General features: G+C 69.0%; 23 protein-coding genes. 13 read left to right on the top strand and 10 right to left on the bottom strand.

What is annotated here, in order from left to right:
* Nucleotides 1-9 precede the first annotated feature (9 nt).
* From QTI17_RS03010 to QTI17_RS03000, 3 genes are all read right to left on the bottom strand, one after another.
* On the bottom strand, nt 10-732 hold the full coding sequence (locus tag QTI17_RS03010; RefSeq protein ID WP_286530908.1) for a hypothetical protein: 723 nt from the start codon (nt 730-732) through the stop codon (nt 10-12).
* 14 nt (nt 733-746) lie between these two features.
* On the bottom strand, nt 747-1,550 hold the full coding sequence (locus QTI17_RS03005) for a peptidoglycan-binding protein (RefSeq protein WP_286530906.1): 804 nt from the start codon (nt 1,548-1,550) through the stop codon (nt 747-749).
* Between the two features lie 95 nt (nt 1,551-1,645).
* Nucleotides 1,646-2,578, bottom strand: a complete 933-nt coding sequence (locus QTI17_RS03000) for a LysR family transcriptional regulator (protein WP_286530904.1) — start codon at nt 2,576-2,578, stop codon at nt 1,646-1,648.
* Nucleotides 2,579-2,693: 115 nt separating this feature from the next.
* On the opposite strand from QTI17_RS03000, the gene QTI17_RS02995 reads away from it, so the two are divergent.
* The 3 genes from QTI17_RS02995 (at nt 2,694) to QTI17_RS02985 (ending at nt 6,533) form a co-directional block, all read left to right on the top strand.
* Entirely contained in the window at nt 2,694-3,782 is a 1,089-nt protein-coding gene (locus tag QTI17_RS02995) for a tartrate dehydrogenase (RefSeq protein ID WP_286530902.1), read from the top strand.
* A gap of 220 nt (nt 3,783-4,002) precedes the next feature.
* Nucleotides 4,003-4,977 carry a Bug family tripartite tricarboxylate transporter substrate binding protein gene (locus QTI17_RS02990; protein ID WP_286530901.1) on the top strand — a complete coding sequence of 325 codons (975 nt, stop codon included), beginning with the start codon at nt 4,003-4,005 and terminating at the stop codon, nt 4,975-4,977.
* 59 nt (nt 4,978-5,036) lie between these two features.
* The gene (locus QTI17_RS02985) at nt 5,037-6,533 is read left to right on the top strand and encodes a DASS family sodium-coupled anion symporter (RefSeq protein ID WP_286530899.1); all 1,497 of its coding nucleotides are present in this window, start codon (nt 5,037-5,039) and stop codon (nt 6,531-6,533) included.
* 10 nt (nt 6,534-6,543) lie between these two features.
* Here QTI17_RS02985 and QTI17_RS02980 read toward each other — a convergent pair whose 3' ends face one another.
* Complete coding sequence (locus QTI17_RS02980; protein ID WP_286530898.1) at nt 6,544-7,233, bottom strand: glutathione S-transferase family protein; 690 nt, start codon at nt 7,231-7,233, stop codon at nt 6,544-6,546.
* 148 nt (nt 7,234-7,381) lie between these two features.
* On the opposite strand from QTI17_RS02980, the gene QTI17_RS02975 reads away from it, so the two are divergent.
* From QTI17_RS02975 to QTI17_RS02965, 3 genes are read left to right on the top strand one after another with little or no spacing between them, the layout of a single operon-like run.
* The gene (locus tag QTI17_RS02975) at nt 7,382-7,939 is read left to right on the top strand and encodes a VOC family protein (RefSeq protein ID WP_286520579.1); all 558 of its coding nucleotides are present in this window, start codon (nt 7,382-7,384) and stop codon (nt 7,937-7,939) included.
* Nucleotides 7,932-9,431, top strand: coding sequence for a bifunctional 3-(3-hydroxy-phenyl)propionate/3-hydroxycinnamic acid hydroxylase MhpA (gene mhpA / locus QTI17_RS02970; RefSeq protein WP_286530897.1), 1,500 nt, complete (start codon nt 7,932-7,934; stop codon nt 9,429-9,431). Before QTI17_RS02975 ends, mhpA begins: the two co-directional genes overlap by 8 nt.
* 52 nt (nt 9,432-9,483) lie before the next feature.
* Entirely contained in the window at nt 9,484-10,335 is an 852-nt protein-coding gene (locus tag QTI17_RS02965; RefSeq protein WP_286530895.1) for a fumarylacetoacetate hydrolase family protein, read from the top strand.
* Between the two features lie 31 nt (nt 10,336-10,366).
* Here QTI17_RS02965 and msrA read toward each other — a convergent pair whose 3' ends face one another.
* Nucleotides 10,367-11,122 (bottom strand): peptide-methionine (S)-S-oxide reductase MsrA, encoded by a 756-nt coding sequence (gene msrA, locus QTI17_RS02960; RefSeq protein ID WP_286530894.1) that lies wholly within the window; start codon nt 11,120-11,122, stop codon nt 10,367-10,369.
* A 181-nt stretch (nt 11,123-11,303) separates the two neighbouring features.
* On the opposite strand from msrA, the gene msrB reads away from it, so the two are divergent.
* From msrB to QTI17_RS02940, 4 genes are all read left to right on the top strand, one after another.
* On the top strand, nt 11,304-11,813 hold the full coding sequence (gene msrB / locus QTI17_RS02955) for a peptide-methionine (R)-S-oxide reductase MsrB (protein WP_286530892.1): 510 nt from the start codon (nt 11,304-11,306) through the stop codon (nt 11,811-11,813).
* Nucleotides 11,814-11,874: 61 nt separating this feature from the next.
* Nucleotides 11,875-12,600 carry an RNA polymerase sigma factor gene (locus QTI17_RS02950; protein ID WP_286530890.1) on the top strand — a complete coding sequence of 242 codons (726 nt, stop codon included), beginning with the start codon at nt 11,875-11,877 and terminating at the stop codon, nt 12,598-12,600.
* Between the two features lie 2 nt (nt 12,601-12,602).
* Nucleotides 12,603-13,172, top strand: a complete 570-nt coding sequence (locus QTI17_RS02945; RefSeq protein ID WP_286530888.1) for a ferritin-like domain-containing protein — start codon at nt 12,603-12,605, stop codon at nt 13,170-13,172.
* A gap of 41 nt (nt 13,173-13,213) precedes the next feature.
* Nucleotides 13,214-13,570: a c-type cytochrome gene (locus tag QTI17_RS02940; protein ID WP_286531320.1), complete on the top strand. Its 357-nt coding sequence runs from the start codon at nt 13,214-13,216 to the stop codon at nt 13,568-13,570.
* Between the two features lie 27 nt (nt 13,571-13,597).
* Here the strand turns inward: QTI17_RS02940 and QTI17_RS02935 are convergent, their stop codons facing one another.
* Nucleotides 13,598-14,578, bottom strand: a complete 981-nt coding sequence (locus QTI17_RS02935; protein WP_286530886.1) for an ABC transporter substrate-binding protein — start codon at nt 14,576-14,578, stop codon at nt 13,598-13,600.
* Between the two features lie 139 nt (nt 14,579-14,717).
* Between QTI17_RS02935 and QTI17_RS02930 the strand changes: the two genes are divergently transcribed.
* Entirely contained in the window at nt 14,718-15,092 is a 375-nt protein-coding gene (locus QTI17_RS02930; RefSeq protein WP_286530884.1) for a hydroxyisourate hydrolase, read from the top strand.
* 15 nt (nt 15,093-15,107) lie between these two features.
* Here QTI17_RS02930 and QTI17_RS02925 read toward each other — a convergent pair whose 3' ends face one another.
* Nucleotides 15,108-16,376 carry a hypothetical protein gene (locus QTI17_RS02925; RefSeq protein ID WP_286530882.1) on the bottom strand — a complete coding sequence of 423 codons (1,269 nt, stop codon included), beginning with the start codon at nt 16,374-16,376 and terminating at the stop codon, nt 15,108-15,110.
* Between the two features lie 220 nt (nt 16,377-16,596).
* Here QTI17_RS02925 and QTI17_RS02920 point away from each other — a divergent pair, with 220 nt between their 5' ends.
* Nucleotides 16,597-17,706 carry an OmpA family protein gene (locus QTI17_RS02920; protein ID WP_286530881.1) on the top strand — a complete coding sequence of 370 codons (1,110 nt, stop codon included), beginning with the start codon at nt 16,597-16,599 and terminating at the stop codon, nt 17,704-17,706.
* Here QTI17_RS02920 and QTI17_RS02915 read toward each other — a convergent pair.
* From QTI17_RS02915 to QTI17_RS02905, 3 genes are all read right to left on the bottom strand, one after another.
* Complete coding sequence (locus tag QTI17_RS02915) at nt 17,703-19,133, bottom strand: MFS transporter (protein ID WP_286530880.1); 1,431 nt, start codon at nt 19,131-19,133, stop codon at nt 17,703-17,705. The two genes, QTI17_RS02920 and QTI17_RS02915, sit on opposite strands and share 4 nt — an antisense overlap.
* 29 nt (nt 19,134-19,162) lie before the next feature.
* A complete protein-coding gene (locus QTI17_RS02910; RefSeq protein WP_286530879.1) occupies nt 19,163-19,867 on the bottom strand; it encodes an SDR family oxidoreductase in 705 nt (234 codons plus the stop codon).
* A gap of 103 nt (nt 19,868-19,970) precedes the next feature.
* Entirely contained in the window at nt 19,971-20,564 is a 594-nt protein-coding gene (locus tag QTI17_RS02905) for a TetR/AcrR family transcriptional regulator (RefSeq protein WP_286530877.1), read from the bottom strand.
* A gap of 150 nt (nt 20,565-20,714) precedes the next feature.
* Here QTI17_RS02905 and QTI17_RS02900 point away from each other — a divergent pair, with 150 nt between their 5' ends.
* Entirely contained in the window at nt 20,715-21,743 is a 1,029-nt protein-coding gene (locus tag QTI17_RS02900; protein ID WP_286530876.1) for a zinc-dependent alcohol dehydrogenase, read from the top strand.
* Nucleotides 21,744-21,754 lie beyond the last annotated feature (11 nt).

The raw sequence follows: 21,754 nt of genomic DNA, 5'->3' as shown, positions 1-21,754 counted from the left end.
CGCTGACGCTCAGGCCGGGCAGGTACTGCCGAGCAAGGTCTTCGAGTCCGCCAGCGGTCGCGCGCCGGCCTCGCGCAGCGCGTCCACCCGTTGCTGGAAGGCGCTGCGGTGCGCGGGGCTTCCCTTTTTCACGCTGAACGAGAGCTCGACGACCCGCTTGCCGGTCGGAAGCAGCCACTCCTCGACTTTCCAGTCGTCCTGCGATTTGAACCGGCGAACGTGGTTGACGCAGGGCTTGGGCACCATGCCGGTGGCCGGCGGGAAGGCCGCAGCGGCGGCGGCCTCGACGGAACAGCTGAAGGAGATGGCTTCGCGCGGCGTCGGCGCGGCATCCGCCCCTTCGTCGACCGCCCAGTTCACATCCACCTCCAGCTTGCCCTCGCGCTTCGGGCCGGCCAGGGGGCAGGACCAAGTCGACAGCAGCTTCCTGGCCGCCTTCGACAATGGGGCTCGCACCTTGTACATCGACTCCGGCCCGTCATCGTCGGTCCGCTCGCGCGCCACCGCGCCGTAGCTGTCGTCGGGCAGCCCCGCGGGTCGCCGGACGTCGAGGTAGCGGACCACCAGCGCCTTGGGCTTGTCGTCCGCGATGCCGAGTTGCCTGGCCGCCTGCTGCGCCGTCGCCGGGCCGCCCTGTGCCGGGTCCCAGCGGAACGCGTACTCGGTCCGGTCCGCATGGGCGCAGACGCAGGTCGCCAGGGCGAGGGCGGCAACCAGGCAGGAAGTTCGCATGGCGTGCTCGTCTCTCAGCGGGGCATGGCCATGTCGCCCCTCTTGAAGGAGGTCTCGAACTGCTCCCAACCGTGCAGGCCGCCGTTGACCAGGCGCCGCGCCGCCTGGAAGTTCCCATGCAGGATCGCATCCTTGATCTGCAGCTCCCGGTCGGCCAAGAACAGGCTCAGCAGGTCGGCCGCGACGCTGGACGTGTTCGCCAGTTCGGGTTTCTTCACCAGGTCCGCGGGGGTGGGCAGCCGTGGCCCGTAGCGCAGGTAGTTCGAGCGGCCCGTGAGCTGCACGAAGCCGCGCCCCTTGAACAGCGCGCCGTCGGGCGGGCCCTGGTTGCCGAGGTCGCTGCGGTGGTCGTAGAGATCGAAGGGATGCCCGGTGGGCGAGGTGTTGAAGGCGCTGATGCCTTCGCTGATCGGCGCGCAGCCCGCCGTCTCGGCACGTATGGTGGCGATGGCCATGAGCACCATGGTCCGGTCCGGGATCTCGAAGGCGCGAAGCGAAGCCAGGATGACCGGCAGATGGGTCTTGATGTTCGCGAGCGGCGCACCGGGCAGCATCAGGGAGGCGACCTGGACGCTCATGTCGCCGGTGGCGTCGGGCAGGTCCGCGGACTCGGCCAGGCCCAGGGCATGGAGGGTTCGAGGCCCTGCGATGCCGTCGGCCAGCAGTCCCTTGGCTTGCTGGAACGCGGACACCGCGTTGAAGGTGCCGGTTCCGAAGTCGCCATCGATGACGCCGGGGTTGAAGCCCGCCGCCAGCAAGGCCTGCTGAAGCGCGGTGACATCGGGGCCTTGGTCGCCATAAACGAGCTTGAGCCTCATGGTTGCATCTCCTCGCGGCAGCTGTAGCCAAAAAAGTGTCGATGGCAACCGGGGCGGGTGTCAAGGCTCGCCGGGTTGGAAGGCCGGCGCCGTGCTCAGGCAGCCGCCGGCGACGCCCTGGGCTGCTGAAGCACGAGCGCCGCGAAATCCACGAAGGCCCGCACCCGCGCCGCCAGCTGGTGGCGCTGCGGATACACGGCGTAGATGTCCGCGTCGGGCGTGTAGCAATGGGGCAGCACCTGCACCAGCCGGCCGTTGCGCAGGTAGCGCTCGATGTCCCATTCGGCCCGCATCAGGATGCCATGGCCATCGAGCGCCCAGCTGACCGCGATCTCGCCGTCGTTGGTGGTCAGGTTGCCCCGGGTCCTGACCGACTCGGTGGTCGCGCTGCGGCCCCGGCCGCTCGCCAGTCGCCAGACGCCGTAGGCCTCCTCGCCCTGCCGGATCCCGATGCAGTTGTGCCTGGTGAGGTCGTTCGGTACCTTGGGAATGCCATGCTTCGCGAGGTAGGCCGGCGCGGCGCACAGCAGCCTCCGGTTGGGCGCCAGCTGCCGGGCGATCACCCGCGAATCCGGCGGCGCGCCGAAGCGGATGCAGATGTCGAACGAGTCCTCGGTCAAGGCCGGTGGATTCACCGACAGCTGCAGCTGCACCTGGACCTCGGGGTGCTTGCGCACGAACTTCGAGATGATCGGCGCCACATGGCTGCGGCCGAAGCCCAGCGTCGCGTTGACCCGCAGCAGGCCCTTGGGCGTGGCCTTGGCCACCCCGAGGATCTCCGCCATGCCGTCGATCTCGCCGAGGATGCGCCGGGCGTGCTCCAGGTACAGCTCGCCTTCGGGGGTCAGGCTCATCCGGCGCGTGGTCCGGTTGACCAGCGCCACACCCAGGCGGGACTCCATCAGCGCCAGGTGCTTGCTCACCGCGGGCGTGGTGACGCCGAGCTCGCGCGCCGCCGCGCTGAGGCTCCCCGCGCCGGCGAGGGCCGAGAAGAAGCCGAGGTCTGCAGGTTGGATGCCGGGTGTCATGGGCCGCTGATTGTTGAATCCAGGTAAATGATGGATTCACTTTAGCCCCGATCCAATGCCCCGTCGAGTTCCTACAGTACGCCTACCCCGTACCCAAACCCCCAGGAGACAAGCCATGAAGACGTACAAGATCGCGACCATCCCCGGCGACGGCATCGGCAAGGAAGTCGTTCCCGCCGGCCAGCAGGTTCTGGCCGCACTGGCCTCGGCCAGCGACAAGTTCCAGTTCGAGTTCGAGAACTTCGACTGGGGCGGCGACTACTTCCGCGAGCACGGCGTGATGATGCCGGACGACGGCCTGAACGCACTGCGCGACAAGGACGCCATCCTGTTCGGCTCGGCCGGCGACCCGCACATCCCCGACCACATCACGCTGTGGGGCCTGCGCCTGAAGATCTGCCAGGGCTTCGACCAGTACGCCAACGTGCGCCCGACCCGCATCCTGCCCGGCATCGACGGCCCGCTCAAGCGCTGCGGGCCCGACGACCTCAACTGGGTCATCGTCCGCGAGAACTCCGAAGGCGAGTACGCCGGCGTCGGCGGCCGGGTCCACCAGGGCCATCCGATCGAGGCTGCCACCGACGTCTCGATGATGACCCGCGCCGGCGTCGAGCGCATCATGCGCTTCGCGTTCAAGCTGGCCCAGTCGCGCCCCCGCAAGCAGCTCACCGTGATCACCAAGAGCAACGCCCAGCGCCACGCGATGGTGATGTGGGACGAGATCGCCTTGCAGGTCTCGAAGGAGTTCCCCGATGTGAAGTGGGACAAGGAACTGGTCGACGCATCGACCGCCCGCATGGTCAACAACCCCGCTTCGCTCGACACCATCGTCGCCACCAACCTGCATGCCGACATCCTGAGCGACCTCGCGGCCGCGCTGGCCGGCAGCCTGGGCATCGCGCCGACCGGCAACATCGACCCGGAGCGCCGCTTCCCGTCGATGTTCGAGCCGATCCACGGCTCGGCCTTCGACATCATGGGCAAGGGCCTGGCGAACCCCGTCGGCACCTTCTGGTCGGTCGTGATGCTGCTCGAGCACCTGGGCGAATTCGACGCCGCCAAGCGCGTCATGGCGGCGATCGAGAAGGTCACCGCCGACAAGAGCCTGCACACCCGCGACCTCGGCGGCAAGGCCACCACCGCCGACGTGACCCGGGCGGTCTGCGGCCAGGTGCTGGCCGCGTCCCAGCGCAAGGCGGCCTGAGGCCGCGCCGCGCTCCAACCCCGGTTCCGAAGCAGCCGCAAGAGCTGCCGGGGCCCGCTCGTGCCTACCCAACGCCAGGAGACAAACCATGCGCCGCTTCTTGGTGGCCCAGCTGCCGGCCGCTCATTGTTGAACGCAGGTTAACCATGGATTCACTTTCGCAGTGATTCGGTCCCCGCATCGCTGACACCATTCCCCGCATACCCACAAGGAGACATTCATGACATCGACTCTCGCGCGCGCCCGCGCGCTCACCGCGCTCGCCTTCGGCCTCGCCGCCACCTTCGCCGGCGCCCAGGCGTGGCCCACCAAGCCGATCAGCCTCGTCGTGCCCTTCCCGCCCGGCGGCAGTTCGGACGTGCTGGCGCGGGCCATCGGCGACAAGCTCGGCCAGAGCCTGGGCCAGCCGGTGATCGTCGAAAGCCGGCCCGGCGCCGGCGCCACCCTGGGTGCCGACTACGTGGCCAAGGCCAAGCCCGATGGCTACACGCTGCTGATGGGCGCCGTGCACCACACCATCGCCACCAGCGTCTACAAGAAGCTGCCCTACGACTTCGAGAAGAGCTTCGCGCCGGTCACCACCATCGCGATGGTGCCCAACGTGCTGGTGGTCAACGCGAAGTCGCCGGCCACGGACGTCAAGCAGCTGGTCGCGCTGGCCAAGGCATCGCCGGGCAAGCTCTCCTATGGCTCGAACGGCAACGGCACCGTGCAGCACCTGATCGGCACGCAGTTCGCGAGCCTGGCCGGCGTGGAGCTGCTGCACGTGCCCTACAAGGGAAGCGCGCCGCTGACCACCGACCTGCTGGGCGGCCAGGTCGACATGTCCTTCGACACGCTGACGCCGGTGGTCCAGCACATCAAGGGCGGCAAGCTGCGCGCGCTGGCGGTCACGACGGCGAAGCGCTCGAGCACCTTGCCCGACGTGCCCACGCTGGCCGAATCCGGCCTCAAGGATTTCGACCAGGGCACCTGGTTCGGCATCCTGGCACCGGCCGCGACGCCGAAGGACATCGTCGAGCGGCTGAACACCGAACTGGTGAAGATCATCCAGTCGCCGGAGTTCGGCAAGCGCATGGCCGAAATCGGTGCCGAGCCGGTCGGCGACACGCCGGCCCGGATGGGCGCGCAGATCAGGAGCGACACGGCCAAGTACGCGCAGCTGGTGAAGGAAGCGAAGGTCACGATCGACTAGGTTGTCTTCCTGGCGCGCTTGCGCCAAGATCGACCCGGCCCGCGGGAGGGGGTCCGTCGATGAGCCTTGCCACCAACGATCCGGGCCAACAAACCACAACCGCGCGCAAGCCGCCGCCCTGGGGCCTCTACCTCGCCGCGCTGGCCATGGTGGCCGTGCTGGCGCTTCCCTTGCCGGAAGGCCTGCCGGTCGCCGGGCATCGCATGCTCGCCATCCTGGTGTTCGCGATCATCGTCTGGATCAGCGAGTCGGTGAGCTACGAAGCCAGCGCCATCATGATCACCTCGCTGATGGCGGCGCTGGTCGGCCTCGCGCCGCAGGTCGGCGATCCTTCACGCCTCTATGGCACGTCCCAGGCCCTGGGCATGGCGCTCGCGGGCTTCTCGAGCACGGCGCTGGCGCTGGTGGGCGCCGCCCTGTGCATCGCCGCCGCCATGACCATCACCGGACTGGACCGGCGCATCGCGCTGGTCACGCTGTCGATCATCGGCACCACCACCCGGCGGATTTTGATCGGCAGCATCATGGTCACCATCGTGCTGTCGCTGGTGGTGCCGAGCGCTACCGCGCGCAGCGCCTGCGTGGTGCCGATCATGATGGGCGTCATCGTCGCCTTCGGGGTCGACCGCCGCTCCAACATCGCCGCCGGCATCATGATCACGGTGGCCATGGCCACCAGCGTCTGGAACGTCGGCATCCAGACCGCGGCGGCGCAGAACCTGCTCACGGTCGGCTTCATGGACAAGCTGCTCGGCGAGCGCGTCAGCTGGCTGCAGTGGCTGATCGCCGGCGCGCCGTGGGCCGTCGTGATGTCGATCGTGCTGTACTTCATGGTCCGCTGGCTGCTGCCGCCCGAATCGGAGGCGATCGCCGGCGGCAAGGAGGCCGTGCAGCGCGACCTGGAGGCACTCGGCCCGATGACCGGCCCGCAGAAGCGGCTGGCCGCGGTGTCGGTCGGCCTGCTGCTGTTCTGGGCCACCGAGGGCAAGCTGCATGACATCGACACCGCCTCGATCACCTATGTCGGCCTGGTGGTCCTGATGCTGCCGCGGCTCGGCGTGATGGACTGGAAATCGCTGCAGGGGCGCATCCCGTGGGGCACGCTGATCGTCTTCGGCGTCGGCATCAGCCTGGGCACGGCGCTGCTGTCGACGCAGGCGGGCCAATGGCTGGGACGCTTCGTGGTCGCGCATTCGGGGCTCGCCACGCAGGGGCCGGTGGCGGTGTTCGCGATCCTGTCGGCTTTCCTGATCGTCATCCACCTGGGCTTCGCCAGCGCCACCGCGCTCACCGCCGCGCTGCTGCCGATCCTGATCTCGGTGCTGCAGACCTTGCCGGGCGACATCCACAAGGTCGGCATGACCATGCTGCTCGGATTCACGGTGAGCTTCGGCTTCATCCTGCCGATCAACGCGCCCCAGAACATGGTCTGCCTGGGCACCGAGACCTTCAACGGCAAGCAGTTCGCGCGCGTCGGCGTGCCGGTCACGATCGTGGGCTATGCGCTGATGCTGCTGTTCGCCGTCACCTACTGGCACTGGCTCGGCTGGACCTGAAGGCGTCCGCTCAGCCGGCCGTCGGGTCGAAGAAGCGGCGCGACAAGCCAGCCCGCCCCGGATAGAACTTGAAATAGGGCCGCGCTTGGTCGATCACGGCCGCGACCGACGGGTGATCCATCAAGCGCTCGAAGTAGGCCGACAGCTGCACCTGCTGCGGCGGCAGCGGCAGGTAGGTGGCGGCATAGAACAGGGCCGGCGCGGCGGCGCAATCGGCCATGCTGAACGCGTCGCCCGCGACCCAGGTCCGGCCCTCGAGGCGGCGGTCGATCATGGCGTAGGCCATCGACAGGGTGTCCCGCGCCCGGGCCACGCTGAGCGGATCGCGATCGCCTTCGGGCTTGAGCAGGTCGGCCGTGAACGCCTGCATCGGCGTCATCACGTAGAGGTCGAAAAGCCGATCCCACAGACGCACGTCGAGCGCGTCGGCGGCGTCACACGGAACGAGCGTGCGGCCGCCAGCGGCGTGGCCGTGCTGCAGGTGCTCGATGATGATGCTCGATTCCGGGACCGGCCGCCCCTGGTCCACGAGCAGGGGCATCTTGCCGGTGGGCCACAACGCCAGCCAGGCATCGCGCTCGGCCGGGTTGCCCAGGTCGAGCAGCCGCTTGTCGACCTCGACCCCGAGCAGGTCGATCGCGATCAGCACCTTCTGGCAGTAGGACGAGAGGGGGTGGTAGTGCAGCGTGAGGGCGGTCATGGCGCCCCGCATCCTGTGCGAATCCGGCAAGTTGTCAAGCCAGGCGGCGAGCAAAATACTTGTGTATTGTCATTTTGTGATAATCAATGCATAATTTACCCGAAGAATAGCCGACAGACCGCCGAGATTTTTCTCCAGGAGACAACCCATGCCAGAACAGAACCCGTCGCAGCTGCAGTTCAGCCACATGGGCCTCTACGTGACCGACCTGCCGCGGATGGCCGCTTTCTACAAGCGGGCCCTGCGATTCACCGAGACCGACGCCGGCGACCTCGGGCCGGTCCAGCTGGTGTTCCTGAGCCGCGACCCGTCCGAGCATCATCAACTGGTGCTGGCCACGGGACGGCCACGGGAGATCGGCTTCAACGTCGTCAACCAGATCTCCTTCCGCGTCCCCGACATCGCCACGCTGCGCCTGTTCCACGACCGCCTGCTGGCCGAAGGCGCGCTGGACATGCACCCGGTCACGCACGGCAACGCCGTATCGGTCTACTGCCGCGATCCCGAGGGCAACCGGCTGGAGCTGTTCGTCGACACGCCCTGGTACTGCGAGCAGCCGCTGCGCGAGCCGATCGACCTGTCACGCTCGGACGAGGCCATCCTTGCGCAGGCCGAAGCCATCGCCAAGCGCTTGCCGAAATTCATGAGCCGTGCGCAATGGCAGGCCGACGTGGCGCGCCGCATGCAGGAAGACCAGCGTGGCTGAGCCCGCGCGCGTGCACGACGTGGCGATCGTCGGCCTCGGGCCGACCGGTGCGACCCTGGCCAACCTGCTGGGCGCCGCCGGCCTGTCGGTGCTGGTGCTCGAGAAGGAAGGCGGCATCTTCCCGCTCCCGCGGGCCATCCATTTCGACGGCGAGGTGCTGCGCATCCTCCAGGCCGCGGGGTTGCGCGAACCGGCCCTGGCCATCGCCCGGGCCGGCGAGCAGGGCATGCACTTCGTGAACGCGGCCGGCGAGACGATGCTGATCCGCGGCGGCACCGCGGCGCTGGGCCCGCACGGCTGCGCCAACAATTACTACTTCCACCAGCCGGAGCTCGAAGCCGTCCTGCGCGCCGGGCTGGCGCGCTACCCCGGCGTGCAGCTGCGGCTGCGCCACGAAGTGGTCGGCGTGGCCCAGGACGAAGACGCCGCGACGCTGACGGTGCGCAACCTCGACGACGGGCAGACCGCCGCCGTCCACGCCCGCTTCGTGGTCGGCTGCGATGGCGCGCGCTCGCCGGTGCGCCAGCACATGGGCAGCCGGATGGTCGACCTCGGCCTGAAGCAGCCCTGGCTGGTGTTCGATGTCGTGCTCGAGGAAGACGTCGCCCTGCCCACGCACACCGTGCAGCACTGCGACCCGGCCCGGCCGATGACCTACTGCAACGTGGTCGGCCGCCGGCGGCGCTGGGAGATCATGGTGCTGCCGGACGATGACAGGGACGCGATGGTGCAGCCCGCCGCGCTGTGGCGCATGGTCGCCCCCTGGGTGCGGCCCGACCAGGCGCGACTGGAGCGCGCCGCCATCTACACCTTCCACTCCGTCATCGCCGAGGGCTGGCGCCGGGGCCGCCTGCTGCTGGCCGGCGACGCCTGCCACCAGACGCCGCCTTTCCTCGGCCAGGGCATGTGCGCCGGCCTGCGCGACGCCGCCAACCTGGCGTGGAAGCTCGAGGCCGTGCTGAAGCACGGGGCGCCGCCCGCGCTGCTGGACAGCTACGAGTCCGAGCGCGCGCCGCACGTGCGTGCGCTGATCGAACTGGCGGTGCGCCTGGGCAACATCATCCAGACCACCGACCCCGAACTCGCCGCCCAGCGCGACGCGAGATTCCGCAGCGCCCAGCCCGAGATCTTCGAGCTGCCCCCCCAGCTGCTCGGCGCCGGGGCCTTCGACACCACGCCCGGCACGCCGGCCGGCCGGCCGTTTCCGCAACCGCGCCTCGACGATGGCCGCCTGCTCGACGAATTGCTCGGGCGGCGCAGCGCGGTGATCGGCCGGGCCGGGGCCCTGGCAGCGGCCGCTCCGGCCACGGCCGAACGCTGGCGCCGCGCCGGCGCCATCGTCATCGACCGCCCCGACACCTTGCTCGACCGCTGGCTGCAGGCCCACGAGGCCCAAGCCGTGATCCTGCGGCCCGACCGCTACATCGTCGGCGTGGCGCGCACGGGGACGGACCTCGATCGCATCTCGCAATACCTGCCGGTCGCGCCATGAACCCGCGGCCAGGCACACACCCATCCGATCCACCTGCACACAGAGGCATTCCATGAAACTCATCAGCTACCAACACGACGGCACCGACAGCTACGGCGCGGTCGTCGGCGACCGCGTCGTCGACCTGCGCCGGGCCTTCGGCGAGCGCGCCGCCGACCTGAAGGCGCTGATCGCTGCCGGCCTGCTGGGCGAGGCAGCCCGGGTCGTCGCCGCCGCCGCCGAGCCCGAGCCGAAGCTCGACGAGGTCCGGCTGCTGCCGGTGATTCCCAACCCGGGCAAGATCGTCTGCGTCGGGCTCAACTACGGCGAGCATGTGCGCGAGACCGGCCGCGAGATCACCGAGCAGCCGACCCTCTTCCTGCGCGTGGCCGAGTCGCAGCTCGCCCATGGCGAGGACATCGTGCTGCCGCCCGAGTCCACCAAGCTGGACTACGAAGGCGAGATCGCCGTCGTGATCGGCAAGGCAGGCCGCCGGATCGCCGAGCAGGACGCCTGGGATCACATCGCCGGCTACGCCTGCTACAACGACGGCAGCATCCGCGACTGGCAATCGGCCACGCCGCAATGGACCGCGGGCAAGAACTTCTGGCGCACCGGCGGCTTCGGCCCCTGGCTGGTGACGCGCGACGAGATCCGCGACGGCCAGGTGATGACCCTGGTGACCCGGCTCAACGGCCAGGAGATGCAGCGCACCACCACCGACAAGCTGATCCACAGCATCCCGCGCCAGATCGCCCACATCTCGGCCTTCACGCCGCTGGCCGCCGGCGACGTGATCGTGACCGGCACGCCCGGCGGCGTCGGTGCCAAGCGCACGCCGCCGGTCTGGATGAAGCCCGGCGACATCGTGGAGATCGAGGTCGACGCCATCGGCATCCTGCGCAACGGCATCCGGGCCGAATAGGCCGGCGCGGCAACGGCGACGCAGGGGTTGCTCAACCGGCGGTGCGGCCGCCGACGAGCACCGGCTCGGCGCGGTAGCGATCCGGGAACACCTTCTTCAAGTTCTCGATCTTCGGCAGGTCGTTGAACACGATGTACGGCTGCGTCGGGTTGCGCGTCAGATAGTCCTGGTGGTAGGCCTCCGCCGGGAAGAAGCGCTTCTGCAGTTCGATGGTCGTCGCGATCGGCTGGCCGAAGCTCCTGGCCTTGTCGAGCTGCTCGATGTAGGCCTTGGCGATCCTGGCCTGGTCCGCGTTCTGCGCGAAGATCGTCGAGCGGTACTGCGTGCCGTGGTCCGGACCCTGCCGGTTCAGTTCGGTCGGGTTGTGGGCCACCGAGAAATAGATCTGCAGGATGCGCCCGTAGCTGATCTGCTTCGGGTCGTAGGTGATCGCAACCGCTTCGGCATGGCCGGTGCGCCCGGATCCCACCGACTCGTATCTGGCGGTCTTCTCGTCGCCGCCGGCATAGCCGGAGACCGCGTTGGTCACGCCCTTCACGTGCTGGAACACGCCCTGCACGCCCCAGAAGCAGCCACCGGCAACGACGGCGGTTTCGGTCGCTGCGGTCGCGGCCGCGGCGTCGTCGGCCGGCACCGGAATCACCACCGCGCTCTCGGCCGCCAGCGACGGGACGACCCGAAAGGCGGCCGCGCCCGTCAGCACGGCGACCGCGCCGAGCGCGGCACGGCGCGAGAAGAAGGCGCCGCCGGCGAAACGCGGCGCAGGGGGGGTGGATGGCTTGTTCATGGGGGCGTCGTCCTTGGCTGGGTTGGTTGCGTTCGGGAGCCTGTCCCGCTCGATGTGAGTTCGCGAGGCGCGGGTTCCCGGTTACACCCGTGGCGTGAAAGTTGTCGCGGCCCCGGCTGTAACCGCCGATCGATGCACGACGAACTATGTGTCGGATGCACTGATTTGCAAAGGAACGACCATGCTCTCCCAAGGAAGACGCTTTGCCCTGCTGGCCGGCAGCTCCACGCTGGGCCTGGCGATCGCCAACGCGCTGGGCTGGAGCCCGCGCTCCGCCATCGCGGCGGAGCCGGCGAAGTTCGAGGTGACCCACACCGACGAGGAGTGGCGCAAGCTGCTCACGCCCAGCCAGTACGCCGTGCTGCGCAAGGAGGGAACCGAGCGCCCCTATTCCAGTCCGCTGAACGACGAGCACCGTGCCGGTGTCTTCGCCTGCGCCGGCTGCAGCCTCGACGTCTTTTCCTCGAAGACCAAGTTCGACAGCGGAACCGGCTGGCCGAGCTTCTGGCAGCCATTGCCGAACGCCGTCGGCCAGACCGAGGACAAGACCTTCGGCATGGTGCGCAACGCGGTTCACTGCCACCGCTGCGGCGGCCACCTGGGCCATGTGTTCGACGATGGGCCGAAGCCGACCGGGCTGCGCTATTGCATGAACGGGGTGGCGCTCAAGTTCACGCCGGCCGCGGCCTGATCGGCTCGAAAGAAAACTGAAACGCCCGGCTTCATCGCCCCATCTAATGGGGCAGGAAGCCATGCCACACACCGCCCCCCACCCCACCGCCCCGGAGTCCGCCTCCGACCACGAACTCGCCTTGCGGGCCGCACGCGGCGACGCGGCCGCCTTCGAGCGCATCATGCGCCGCCACAACCAGCTGCTGTTCCGCACCGCGCGCAGCATCCTCAAGAGCGACGACGATGCCGAAGACGCGCTGCAGGACGCCTACCTCGGCGCCTGGCGCGCGATCGGCAGCTTTCGCGACGACGCGCAGCTCGCCACCTGGCTCAGCCGGATCGTCATCAATGAATCGCTGGGACGCCTGCGCCGGCGCAGCGCGCAGGTGATTCCGCTGGACACCGCGATCGGCGCCGACGATGGGGACGCCCCCTGGATGGCGGACGATCCCGGCGAACGACCCGAAGGACTGGCCATGCGGGACGAGATACGACGACTCATGGAGGCTCGCATCGATCGGCTTCCGGACAGCTATCGCACGGTGTTCATGCTGCGCGCGGTCCAGGAACTGAGCGTGACCGAAACCGCGGCCATGCTGCAGCTTGCGGAAGCCACGGTGCGCACCCGCTTCTTCCGCGCCCGCAGCCTGTTGCGCGAGGGCCTGTCGCGCGATCTCGACGTCGCGCTCGGCGACGCCTTCTCGTTCGACGGTGCGCGCTGCGACCGCATCGTGGCGCACGTGCTCGCCGAGCTCGGCGCCGCCGGCCATCCGCCCCCCACCGATCCCACCCCACGAGGAGACTAGCCATGTCGTTCTTTCAAATGCCCGCCCCGATCGCCGCCCGGCGCCTGTTCCTCGGCCAGTCCGGCCTGCTCCTGTCCGGGACCGCGGTCGCGCTGTTGTCCGGGCAGGACGCGCTGGCCGCCAAGTCCGACGGCGCGACGGGCAACGACGTCCAGATCCTCAACACCGCCCTGGGGGCAGAACTCGAGGCGATCGCCGCCTACCAGCTGGGCGCCGAGAGCAAGCTGCTGGAGAAGCCGACGCTCGCGCTGGCGCTGACCTTCCAGGGCCACCACAAGGAGCATGCAGAGTTGCTGGCCAAGACGGTCGCCAAGCTGGGCGGCAAGCCGGCCGCGCCCAAGCCGAGCTACGACTTTCCGGTGCAGCAGCTGAAGACGCAGGCCGATGTGCTGCGCTTCGCCGCCCGCCTCGAGCAAGGCGCGGTCAGTGCCTACCTCGGCGCGGTTCCGTTGTTCGGTAACCCCGATCTCGCCAAGGCCGCTGCCAGCATCCTCGGCGACGAGGCGATGCACTGGGCCGTGCTGCGCCAGGCGGTCGGCGAGGCGCCCGTTCCGTCGGCCTTCGTGTCGTGAAGCCCTGCAGCCGATTGGCGGCCAGCCTGCTGGCCGCGTGGATGGGTGCGCCCGCGCAGGCCGCGCCGGACGCGCTGCGCGGCGAACAGGTCTATGCCCGCTGCCAGGCCTGCCATGCGCTGGCCAGTGACCGGGTCGGGCCACACCACTGCGGCCTGTTCGGGCGGCTGGCCGGCAGCGTGCCCGGCTTCGACTACTCGGAGGCGATGAAGAAGTCCCGCATCGTCTGGAACGACGCCACGCTCGACCGCTTCCTCGCCATGCCCCTGGCGGTGGTGCCCGGCAGCTCGATGACCTATGCCGGGATCGCGGACCCGGCCGAGCGGGCCGACCTGATCGCCTATCTCAAGCAGGCCAACGGCACGCCGGCGTGCGCCGCGGCCACGGCCGCTCGCTAGGCGCCGGCGCATGCCGGCATCGCGCGCTCATTCGATCAGCCGCGTGGCGCGCATCCACAGGGACTGCGGCATCGCCATGCCGAGCGCCGCGGCCGTCTTGCGATTGACGACGAACTCGAACACCGCCGGCAACTCGATCGCCAGCTCGCCGGCGCGCGCCCCCTTGAGGATCTTGTCGACGTAGGTCGCGGCGCGTCGACCCAGCGCTTCGAGGTCGGCGCCATAGCTCAGCAGGAAGCCGGCGTCGGCCAGCAGGGTCAACTCGCTGATCGAGGGCAGTCGATGTTCGATGGCGAGCCGGGCCAATCGCGTCCGATGGGCCACGACCGTGTTGGTCGCGATGGCGTAGAGCCCTTGGGCGCGACGCGCTGCGGCCGTCTCGAACGCCCGCTCGAAGTCGTCCGGCCCCCGCACCTCCAGCAGGGTCAACTGGAGCCCCAGCGCGCGGGCGCCAGCCTCCACGCCGGGATCGTCGAGTTCGGCCGGCGCCACCATGACGGCCACCCGCTCGAGCGCCGGCACGGCGCCCTGGAGGATCTCGAGCTGCTTCGCGGCCAGCCCGAGGAAGGTCACCTGCACGCCGGTGACGTTGCCGCCGGGCCGGGCCAAGGTCTGCGCCCAGCCTTCGCGCACCGGGTCGCTGCCGCTGATCGCCACGATCGGAACCGTGCGCGTCGCCTGACGGGCGAATTGCAGAGGCAAGGGGCCGCCGGCCAGGATCACGTCGACATTCGACCGGACGAAGGCCGCGACGTTCGCCGCCAGCAGGTCGGGCCGGCCCTCGGCATACCGAAGGTCCAGCACGATGTTCCGGCCATCGTCATGACCCAGGTCGCGCATGCCACGTCGGAAGCCGGTGATCGGATCCGGCTCCGGGCCCGAAGGTGGATGGCCGAAGGACAGCACGCCAATCCGCGGCAGGACCGCCCGGGCGGGCTGCGCGTGCAGAACCGCGGCGCGGGCGGCCAGTTGGGCCATGGCGATCGAGACCACGAGGCGGCGGTTCATGACCTTCTGCGCCCTTCCATCGGCCATTGCGGCTGGCGTGGAAGTCTACGCTTCGGGACTCGTCTGGTGACCGACCTCGTCCGGCATCCGTTAAATTCGCTCCTGTCGCGCGTCATGCGCCTGGAGGCAAGGAACGAGAATGCAAGCTGTGTCGATCCACGTCGTTGACGTGGCCAACGGGGTGGTTGCGGTCGGCATGCGCGTCGAGGTCCTGCGCAGGGAAACCGGCGAACGCGGTCGGGCCGAGCGCTGGGAGCCGCTGGTCGCCGGCAAGGTGGGGCGCAACGGCGTGGTGGACGGCATCGAGGGGCAGGCCCAACTGTTCGACATCGGTGTCTACGAGATGCGGCTGCACGTGGGCGACTACTACCGAGCGCGCGGACAGGCGCTTCCCGAGCCGGCCTTCATGGACGTGCAGTGTTTTCGCTTCGGCCTGGCCGATCCTTCGCAGCACTACCACCTCCCGGTCAAGCTCACCCCCTGGGGGCTCTCCTGCTTTCGCGGCGCCGCCTGATCTTGCCGGCCAGCTTCAAACAGGCAGCAGTGTCTTGACCTGCTCGAGGACCTGCGCAAGGGGCACCTGCGTGGCCGCCACGCAAATCAGCGGAAGCACCGCCGCAAGGACGATCGGCATGACGCTCTCCAGGGTGACCGGCACCGGAAGCATGCGCTTGATCAGGTCGTAGCCGGCAGCGAAGTCGGCCATCGACGACGGGTCGGGCGAGCCCAGCATCTCTTCAGCCGGCAGTGCCCTGGTCGCCGAAATCCACTTCCTCTCGAAGGCGATGTTGTGCTGGCTCGCCAGTGAGCCGTAGTGCGCCAGACCGGCGTGCTTCAAGGCCACGAGCCGGGGCGCGAAGACCGCGAGGGGCGCGACGAAGGCAATGGCGAAGAAGACGATCATGCCGATCAGGGCGAACTTGAAACCCATCAGGCTGGCATCGCCGTGCACCACCAGCTTGAGAACCGTGGCGGACACCACCGTGCTTTCGGCCAACACGAACAGGACGTAGGTCTTCGGGTACTGCCCCATGAAGGCGAGTCCGCCGCAGCGATCGGGATGCGTCGCGACCAGGCGCATGTCGCAGCGCGCGATCTCATACAGCATCAAGCCCCATGTCACGAAGCGCCACAGCCAGCGCCCGAGCAGGAACCAGTACAGCGGCAGCGCGACCAGCATGGCCCACCAGCCGGCCAGGGTCGGTTGGAGCGTGCCGTCGACCATGCGCCCGTGCCAGGTGCCGCCGGCGGCAGCCATCGGGGCCTTGGTGAGCCACAACCAGGACAACAGGTAGGCCAGCACGAGGATCAGGCCTTCGGCCATCCACGAGCCGGTGCGCCTTTCCATGTTCGCGCGGGCCTTGGCAAAGCCGCTGCGCGATGCCGGCGGCACGATTCCCCGGTCCTCGAATTGACCGACCAGCTGCGCCATGCGCTGGTCCGAGCTCTGCTCCATCGACACGAAGGCCACGATGGCGAAGGCGTAGGCATAGGCGCTGTAGTCGAACAGGATGGCGCGCTCCGGATGCGCATCGATGGCAAAGCCCTGGACCGCGGCCAGGACCAGTGCGGGAATCCACCCCACGGCCACGAACAGCGCGGCACGGCGACCCGCCGCGAGATCGGTGTCGGTCAGCAGGCCGACGCGGCGCTGCCAGCGATAGAACGGACCATGCCTGTTGAACGAGACGCGCATGCGCTGCCACTCCTGTTGTTCGAGCACGGCACGGCCATGCCGCCTGCGCGCACCGCGGCTGCCGAGGAAACCGATGTTGGCGGTGATGGCGCCGGGGTGCAATTGCCCTTTGGTGCAACGCCTCTTCTAGCGACACCAGCGTGGCCGCTGCGCAAAAGGTTTCGCTCCATCGTGAAAGAAGTGAAACCGGAAGTGGCCGTGCCGCGAGTGAGACACACCCGGTTGCGTGTAGACGGGCCCGCAGACTTGCGCGCACCTATCGTGCTTCACACCACTGGCTCCGGCCGAGGGCTCTCATCAACATCAGCAAAGTGAGGCTTTCATGTTCGTCCGACGCACTTTCGCAGCTTGCTGCGCGCTGGCCCTTCCGTATGGTGCCTGCCTGGCGCAGACCACCTTCGCACCGGACCAGTACTACGACAACCGCTGGTACATCACGCCCTTCGGCAGCTACATCCATCCCGACGGTGACCGGAACGCCGACAACGGCTGGGGCGGAGGCGTCTCCATCGGCAAGCCGATCAGCCCGAGTTGGAACATCGAGCTGCGTGGCCAGTACGAGGAACTGGACGGCAACGTCGGCACCAACTTCGGCGTCTTCAACAGCACGAACAAGTACAAGAACTGGAGCGGCACGCTCGACGCGCAGTGGTTCCCCTGGAGTCGCCTGGGGATCGACCGCTGGCAGTCGAACAGGGTGCATCCCTATCTCGTGGGCGGCATCGGCGCCATCGACAACAAGGTGGAGCGGGCGTTCGGCATCAACGACAGCCACACGAGTTTCATGGCCAATGCGGGGGTCGGCATCGTCTGGCCGTTTTCCTCCTGGGGCCGCCTGGTGGCAGACGCACGCTATCGCTATGTCGACAACGCCAACAACAGCTTGACTGGCAACCGGCAGAGCATGAACGACTGGCTGTTCTCGGTGGGCCTGCAGATTCCGTTCGGGCCGCCCCCGCAGGTGGCGCGAGCGGCCCCGCCGGCGGCCATGCCGGCACCGATGCCGCCGCCGCCCCCGCCGCCGCCGGCTGCGCGCAACTTCGAGCTCAAGGCCGACGGCACCTTCGCCTTCGCCAAGTCGGACCTGACGCCCACCGGCCGCACCCGCATCGACAACACGCTCGCGGAGCTCAAGTCCTCGGGCATCCGGTTGCGCGCGATCTCCATCGTCGGCCACACCGACCCGATCGGCACCAACGAGTTCAACCAGCGCCTGTCGCTGGCGCGGGCCAACTCCGTGCGCGACTACCTGGTCGCCCAAGGCGTCCCGGCCAACATCATCACGACCGAAGGCCGCAGCTTCTCGGAGTTGAAGGTCACCGAAGCGGATTGCAGGGCCCAGGGCAAGGCGAAGACCCGCACCGCGCTCATCGCCTGCTTCGAGCCGAACCGCCGCGTGGAGATCCGCGCCACGGGCGAGCAGCCGGGCTAGCCGCGCGACGACGCCGCCGCCGCTGGTCGGGTGTTGACCAGCGTGCACAGCAGCGCCGTCAGCAGCGCCAGGCCGATGTGCCACTTGTAGAGGGCGTCGAAGTCGCCGCGCTGCAGCACGCCGTGGCCGAGCAGCACCACCGTGATCGCGACGCCGATCACGGCGCCGATCTGGCGCGTGGCCTGGTTGACCGCGCTGCCGACCGCGTAGTGGGCGGCGGGCAGCTTGCTCACAGCCGCGCCCGACAGCGAGGGCATCACGAGGCCGACGCTGGTCCCGCTCAGGAAGAGGCCGGGCAGCCACTGCATCGCATAGGCCGGCTCGGTGCCGGGCACCAGCAGGAACCACAGGCCGGTGGCGGCGAACAGCAAGGCGCCGCCGACCAGGAATGGGCGATGGCCGTAGCGTCCGGCGAGCCGGCCGGTGACGATGGCCACCGGAATCACCATCAACGGTCCCGGCGCGATCGCCAGGCCGGCGAGCGCCTGGCTGTAGTGCCAGACATTGCTCATGTAGAAGAAGAAGGCGAAGAACATCATCGCGAACGCGATCCCGAACGTGAGCGTCGCGGCATTGACCGCGCTGTAGGTCGGGTGGCGGAACAGCGTCAGGTCGATCAGCGGTGCACGCACGTTGCGGGCCCAGATGACGAAGCTCACCAGCGCGATCGCGCCCGTCGCCGCGACGGCCGCCAGCTGCCCGCGCGACCAGGCCGGCGATTCGGACTCGACGATCGCCAGCGTCAGCGCACCGACGGCAACGATCAGCAGGCTCATTCCGACCCCGTCGATCCGGGTCCGGTGGGCCGATCGCGTCGACTCGGTCAGCAGGTAGGCGCCGCACCAGAGCGACAGGGCTCCGATCGGCAGGTTGATGAAGAAGGCCCAGGGCCAGCCGATGGTCTGGATCACGAAGGAACCGAGGCTCGGCCCGACGGCCGCCGCGAAGCCGCCCACCGCGCCCCACAGGCTGACGGTGACCGCACGCTTGCTCTGCGGAAAGGCCGCCAGCACGATCGACAGCGACGCTGGCGTCAGCAGCGCGGCGCCGACCGCCTGCAGCACCCGCGCGGCGATCAACCAGCCGACGCTGCCGGCCAGGCCGCAGGCGGCCGAGGCGGCGATGAACAGCGTCACGCCGAGCATGAAGACCCGCTTGCGGCCATGGGCGTCCGACAGGCCGCCGGCGGGAATCAGCATGGCCGCATAGACCACCGTGTAGGCGTTGAGCACCCACGACATCTCGGCCGCGCTGGCGTCCGGGAAACCGGTCCGCAGCGCGCCGAAGGCCGAATACAGCATCGTGCTGTCGAGCGAGACCAGGAAGGCCGCCACGCTGGCGACCCAGAACACCGGCCAGGGCGAGGCCTTGGGTGGATGGGCGGCTGCGGCCGGGGCCGGAGCCGTGGGTGCGGTGGCGATCGTCATCGTGTCGTCCGTCGGATTCGGCTCGGCGCTCAGGCGCGCGTCGGCAGGTAGCTCGGCGTGGCGGCGGTCAGGCCCTGCTTGACCAGCCGGGTGCGATCGTCGGCCAGCACCTCGTCGAGGCCGGCCTCGAGGCCATCGAGGGCGCTCTTGACGATGTCCTCGGGGCTGGTCTTCGGGCCCTCGAGTCCGCGCGCCAGGTCGGTGTCGACGAAGGCCATGTGCAGCGCCAGGACCTGCGTGTGCTGCGGCGCCAGTTCGTGGCGCAGCGAGTTGGTGAGCGACCAGGCGGCCGATTTGGTCGCCGCATAACCGGCGAGCTGGCCGCCGTTGATCCACGAGACGATCGACAGCACGTTGAGCAGCGCGCCGCCTCCGTTGGCCTTCAGCACCGGCGCGAAGGCCTTGCTCATGCGCAGCATGCCGAAGAAGTTGGTCTCGAACTGGCGCCGCGCGACCTCTTCGCTGTCGGCCGCGAGAAAGCCGCCGACCTGGGCGACGCCGGCGTTGTTGATCACCAGGGTCACGTCGCCGGCGCGGGCCACGGCGGCGGCGACCTCTTCGGGCTTCGTGACATCGAGGCGGATGGCCTCGACGCCGGGCTGCGTGACGCTGGACGGATCGCGGGCGCCGGCGTAGACCTTGCGGGCGCCGCGCGCCAGCAGCTCACGGGTGAAGGCCAGGCCGATGCCGCGATTGGCGCCGGTGACGAGGACGGTGGCGTTGCTGATTTTCATGATGGCTTCCTTGGGACAAGTGAGGGTGGTGGGAGGGAACAAACAATATGATCTATGTCATATTAATAGGCGAAGCATGACGATGGCAGGATGTCGGCAGGGTTCAGTGGGCGGCGGCGGGCGGTTCGTACTGCGCGAGCAGCGACTTGCGCGCATCCGCCAGCACCGCGCGCGCTTCTTCGCCGTCGCCCAGCGCCCGCGCCAGTTGCAGGGCGCCGACCAGGGTGCCGGCCACCGCCGCGGCAGCCGCGCGCGGCGCGTCTGGAAGGGCGCCGCGCACGCCGGCGATCAGGCGACGTACCCGGTGGGCGGAGGCTTCGCGCACGGCCTCGGACTGGCGCGGCATGTCGGAGCCGAGCGCAGCCACGGGGCAGCCGCACGCCAGCGAGGCCAGGTTCGAATCCGCCAGGTAGGTCTCGACCAGCGCGCGGAATGCGCTCACTCCCCTGCGGGCGCGCCGCTCGGCGGCGAGGGCCACGGCCTCGGCGCTCTCGCGGCCCGCCCGTTCGAGGGCCTCGACCAGCAGGGCGTCGCGCGAATCGAAATGGGCATAGAAGCCGCCATGCGTCAGGCCGGCTTCCTTCATGACATCGGCCACGCCCACGCCGGCATAGCCGCGCTCCCGGATCGCGCGGGCAGCCACGGCAACGATGCGCTCGTGGGTTTCTTCCTTGCGGCTGTTCGGGGTGCGGCTCATGAGGGCTCGTGTCGATCGGAATTAATATGATCGCAATCATATTCTTCAGATTGCCGGTTGTCAATCCGCGCGGCGCCGCCGGGCTGGACAAGCGCCGAACCGATCGCTACATTGAAAACCTCGCCCCGTGCCTCGACCAAGGAGCACAGCATGCCGACCATGAAAGCCGCCGTCGTCCACGCCTTCAAGCAGCCGTTGACGATCGACGAGGTCCCCGTTCCCGAGGCCGTGCCGGGCCGCATCGTCGTCAAGGTCATGGCTTCCGGCGTCTGCCACACCGACCTGCACGCCGCCGATGGCGATTGGCCCGTGAAGCCCAGCCCGCCGTTCATTCCGGGTCACGAAGGCGTCGGCTATGTCTCGGCGGTCGGCGCCGGCGTGAAGCATGTCAAGGAGGGCGACCGCGTGGGCATCCCCTGGCTGCACACCGCCTGCGGCCACTGCGAGCATTGCATGACCGGCTGGGAGACGCTGTGCGACGGCCAGCAGATGACCGGCTACACCGTCAACGGCGGCTATGCCGAATACGTGCAGGCCGACCCGGGCTATGTCGGCCACCTGCCCTCGAACATCGGCTTTTCGGCCATCGCCCCGGTGCTCTGCGCGGGCGTGACGGTCTACAAGGGCCTGAAGGTGCTCGACTGCAAACCCGGCGACTGGATCGCGATCTCCGGCGTGGGCGGCCTGGGCCACATGGCGGTGCAGTACGCCAAGGCGATGGGCTTCCACGTCGCCGCGGTCGACGTCGACGACGAGAAGCTGGCGCTGGCCAGCAAGGTCGGCGCCGAGCTCGTCGTCAACGCCAGCAAGGTGGACCCGGCCCAGGAGCTGCAGCGCGCGCTGCGCGGCGCGCACGGCGTGCTGGTCACCGCGCCCTCGCGCAAAGCCTTCGACCAGGCCCTGGGCATGATGCACAAGCGCGGCACGATGTCGCTCGTGGGCCTGCCGCCCGGCGAGTTCGGCCTGCCGATCTTCGACGTCGTGCTCAACGCCAAGACCATCCGGGGCTCGATCGTCGGCACCCGCATGGACCTGCAGGAAGCCCTGGCCTTCGCCGGCGATGGCAAGGTGCACACCGTCTACTCCGAAGACACGCTGGAGAACGTCAACGGCATCTTCGATCGCATGCGCCAGGGCGCCATCGAAGGGCGCGTCGTGATGAAGCTGGCCGACGGCTGACCGCACGGTGC

Origin of the sequence: Variovorax sp. J31P179, assembly GCF_030316985.1 — a bacterium.
In the GTDB taxonomy this organism is placed as follows: domain Bacteria; phylum Pseudomonadota; class Gammaproteobacteria; order Burkholderiales; family Burkholderiaceae_C; genus Variovorax; species Variovorax ginsengisoli_B.
The sequence above is the reverse complement of the archived record's forward strand: the minus strand, read 5'-3'. Positions and strand labels throughout refer to the sequence as shown.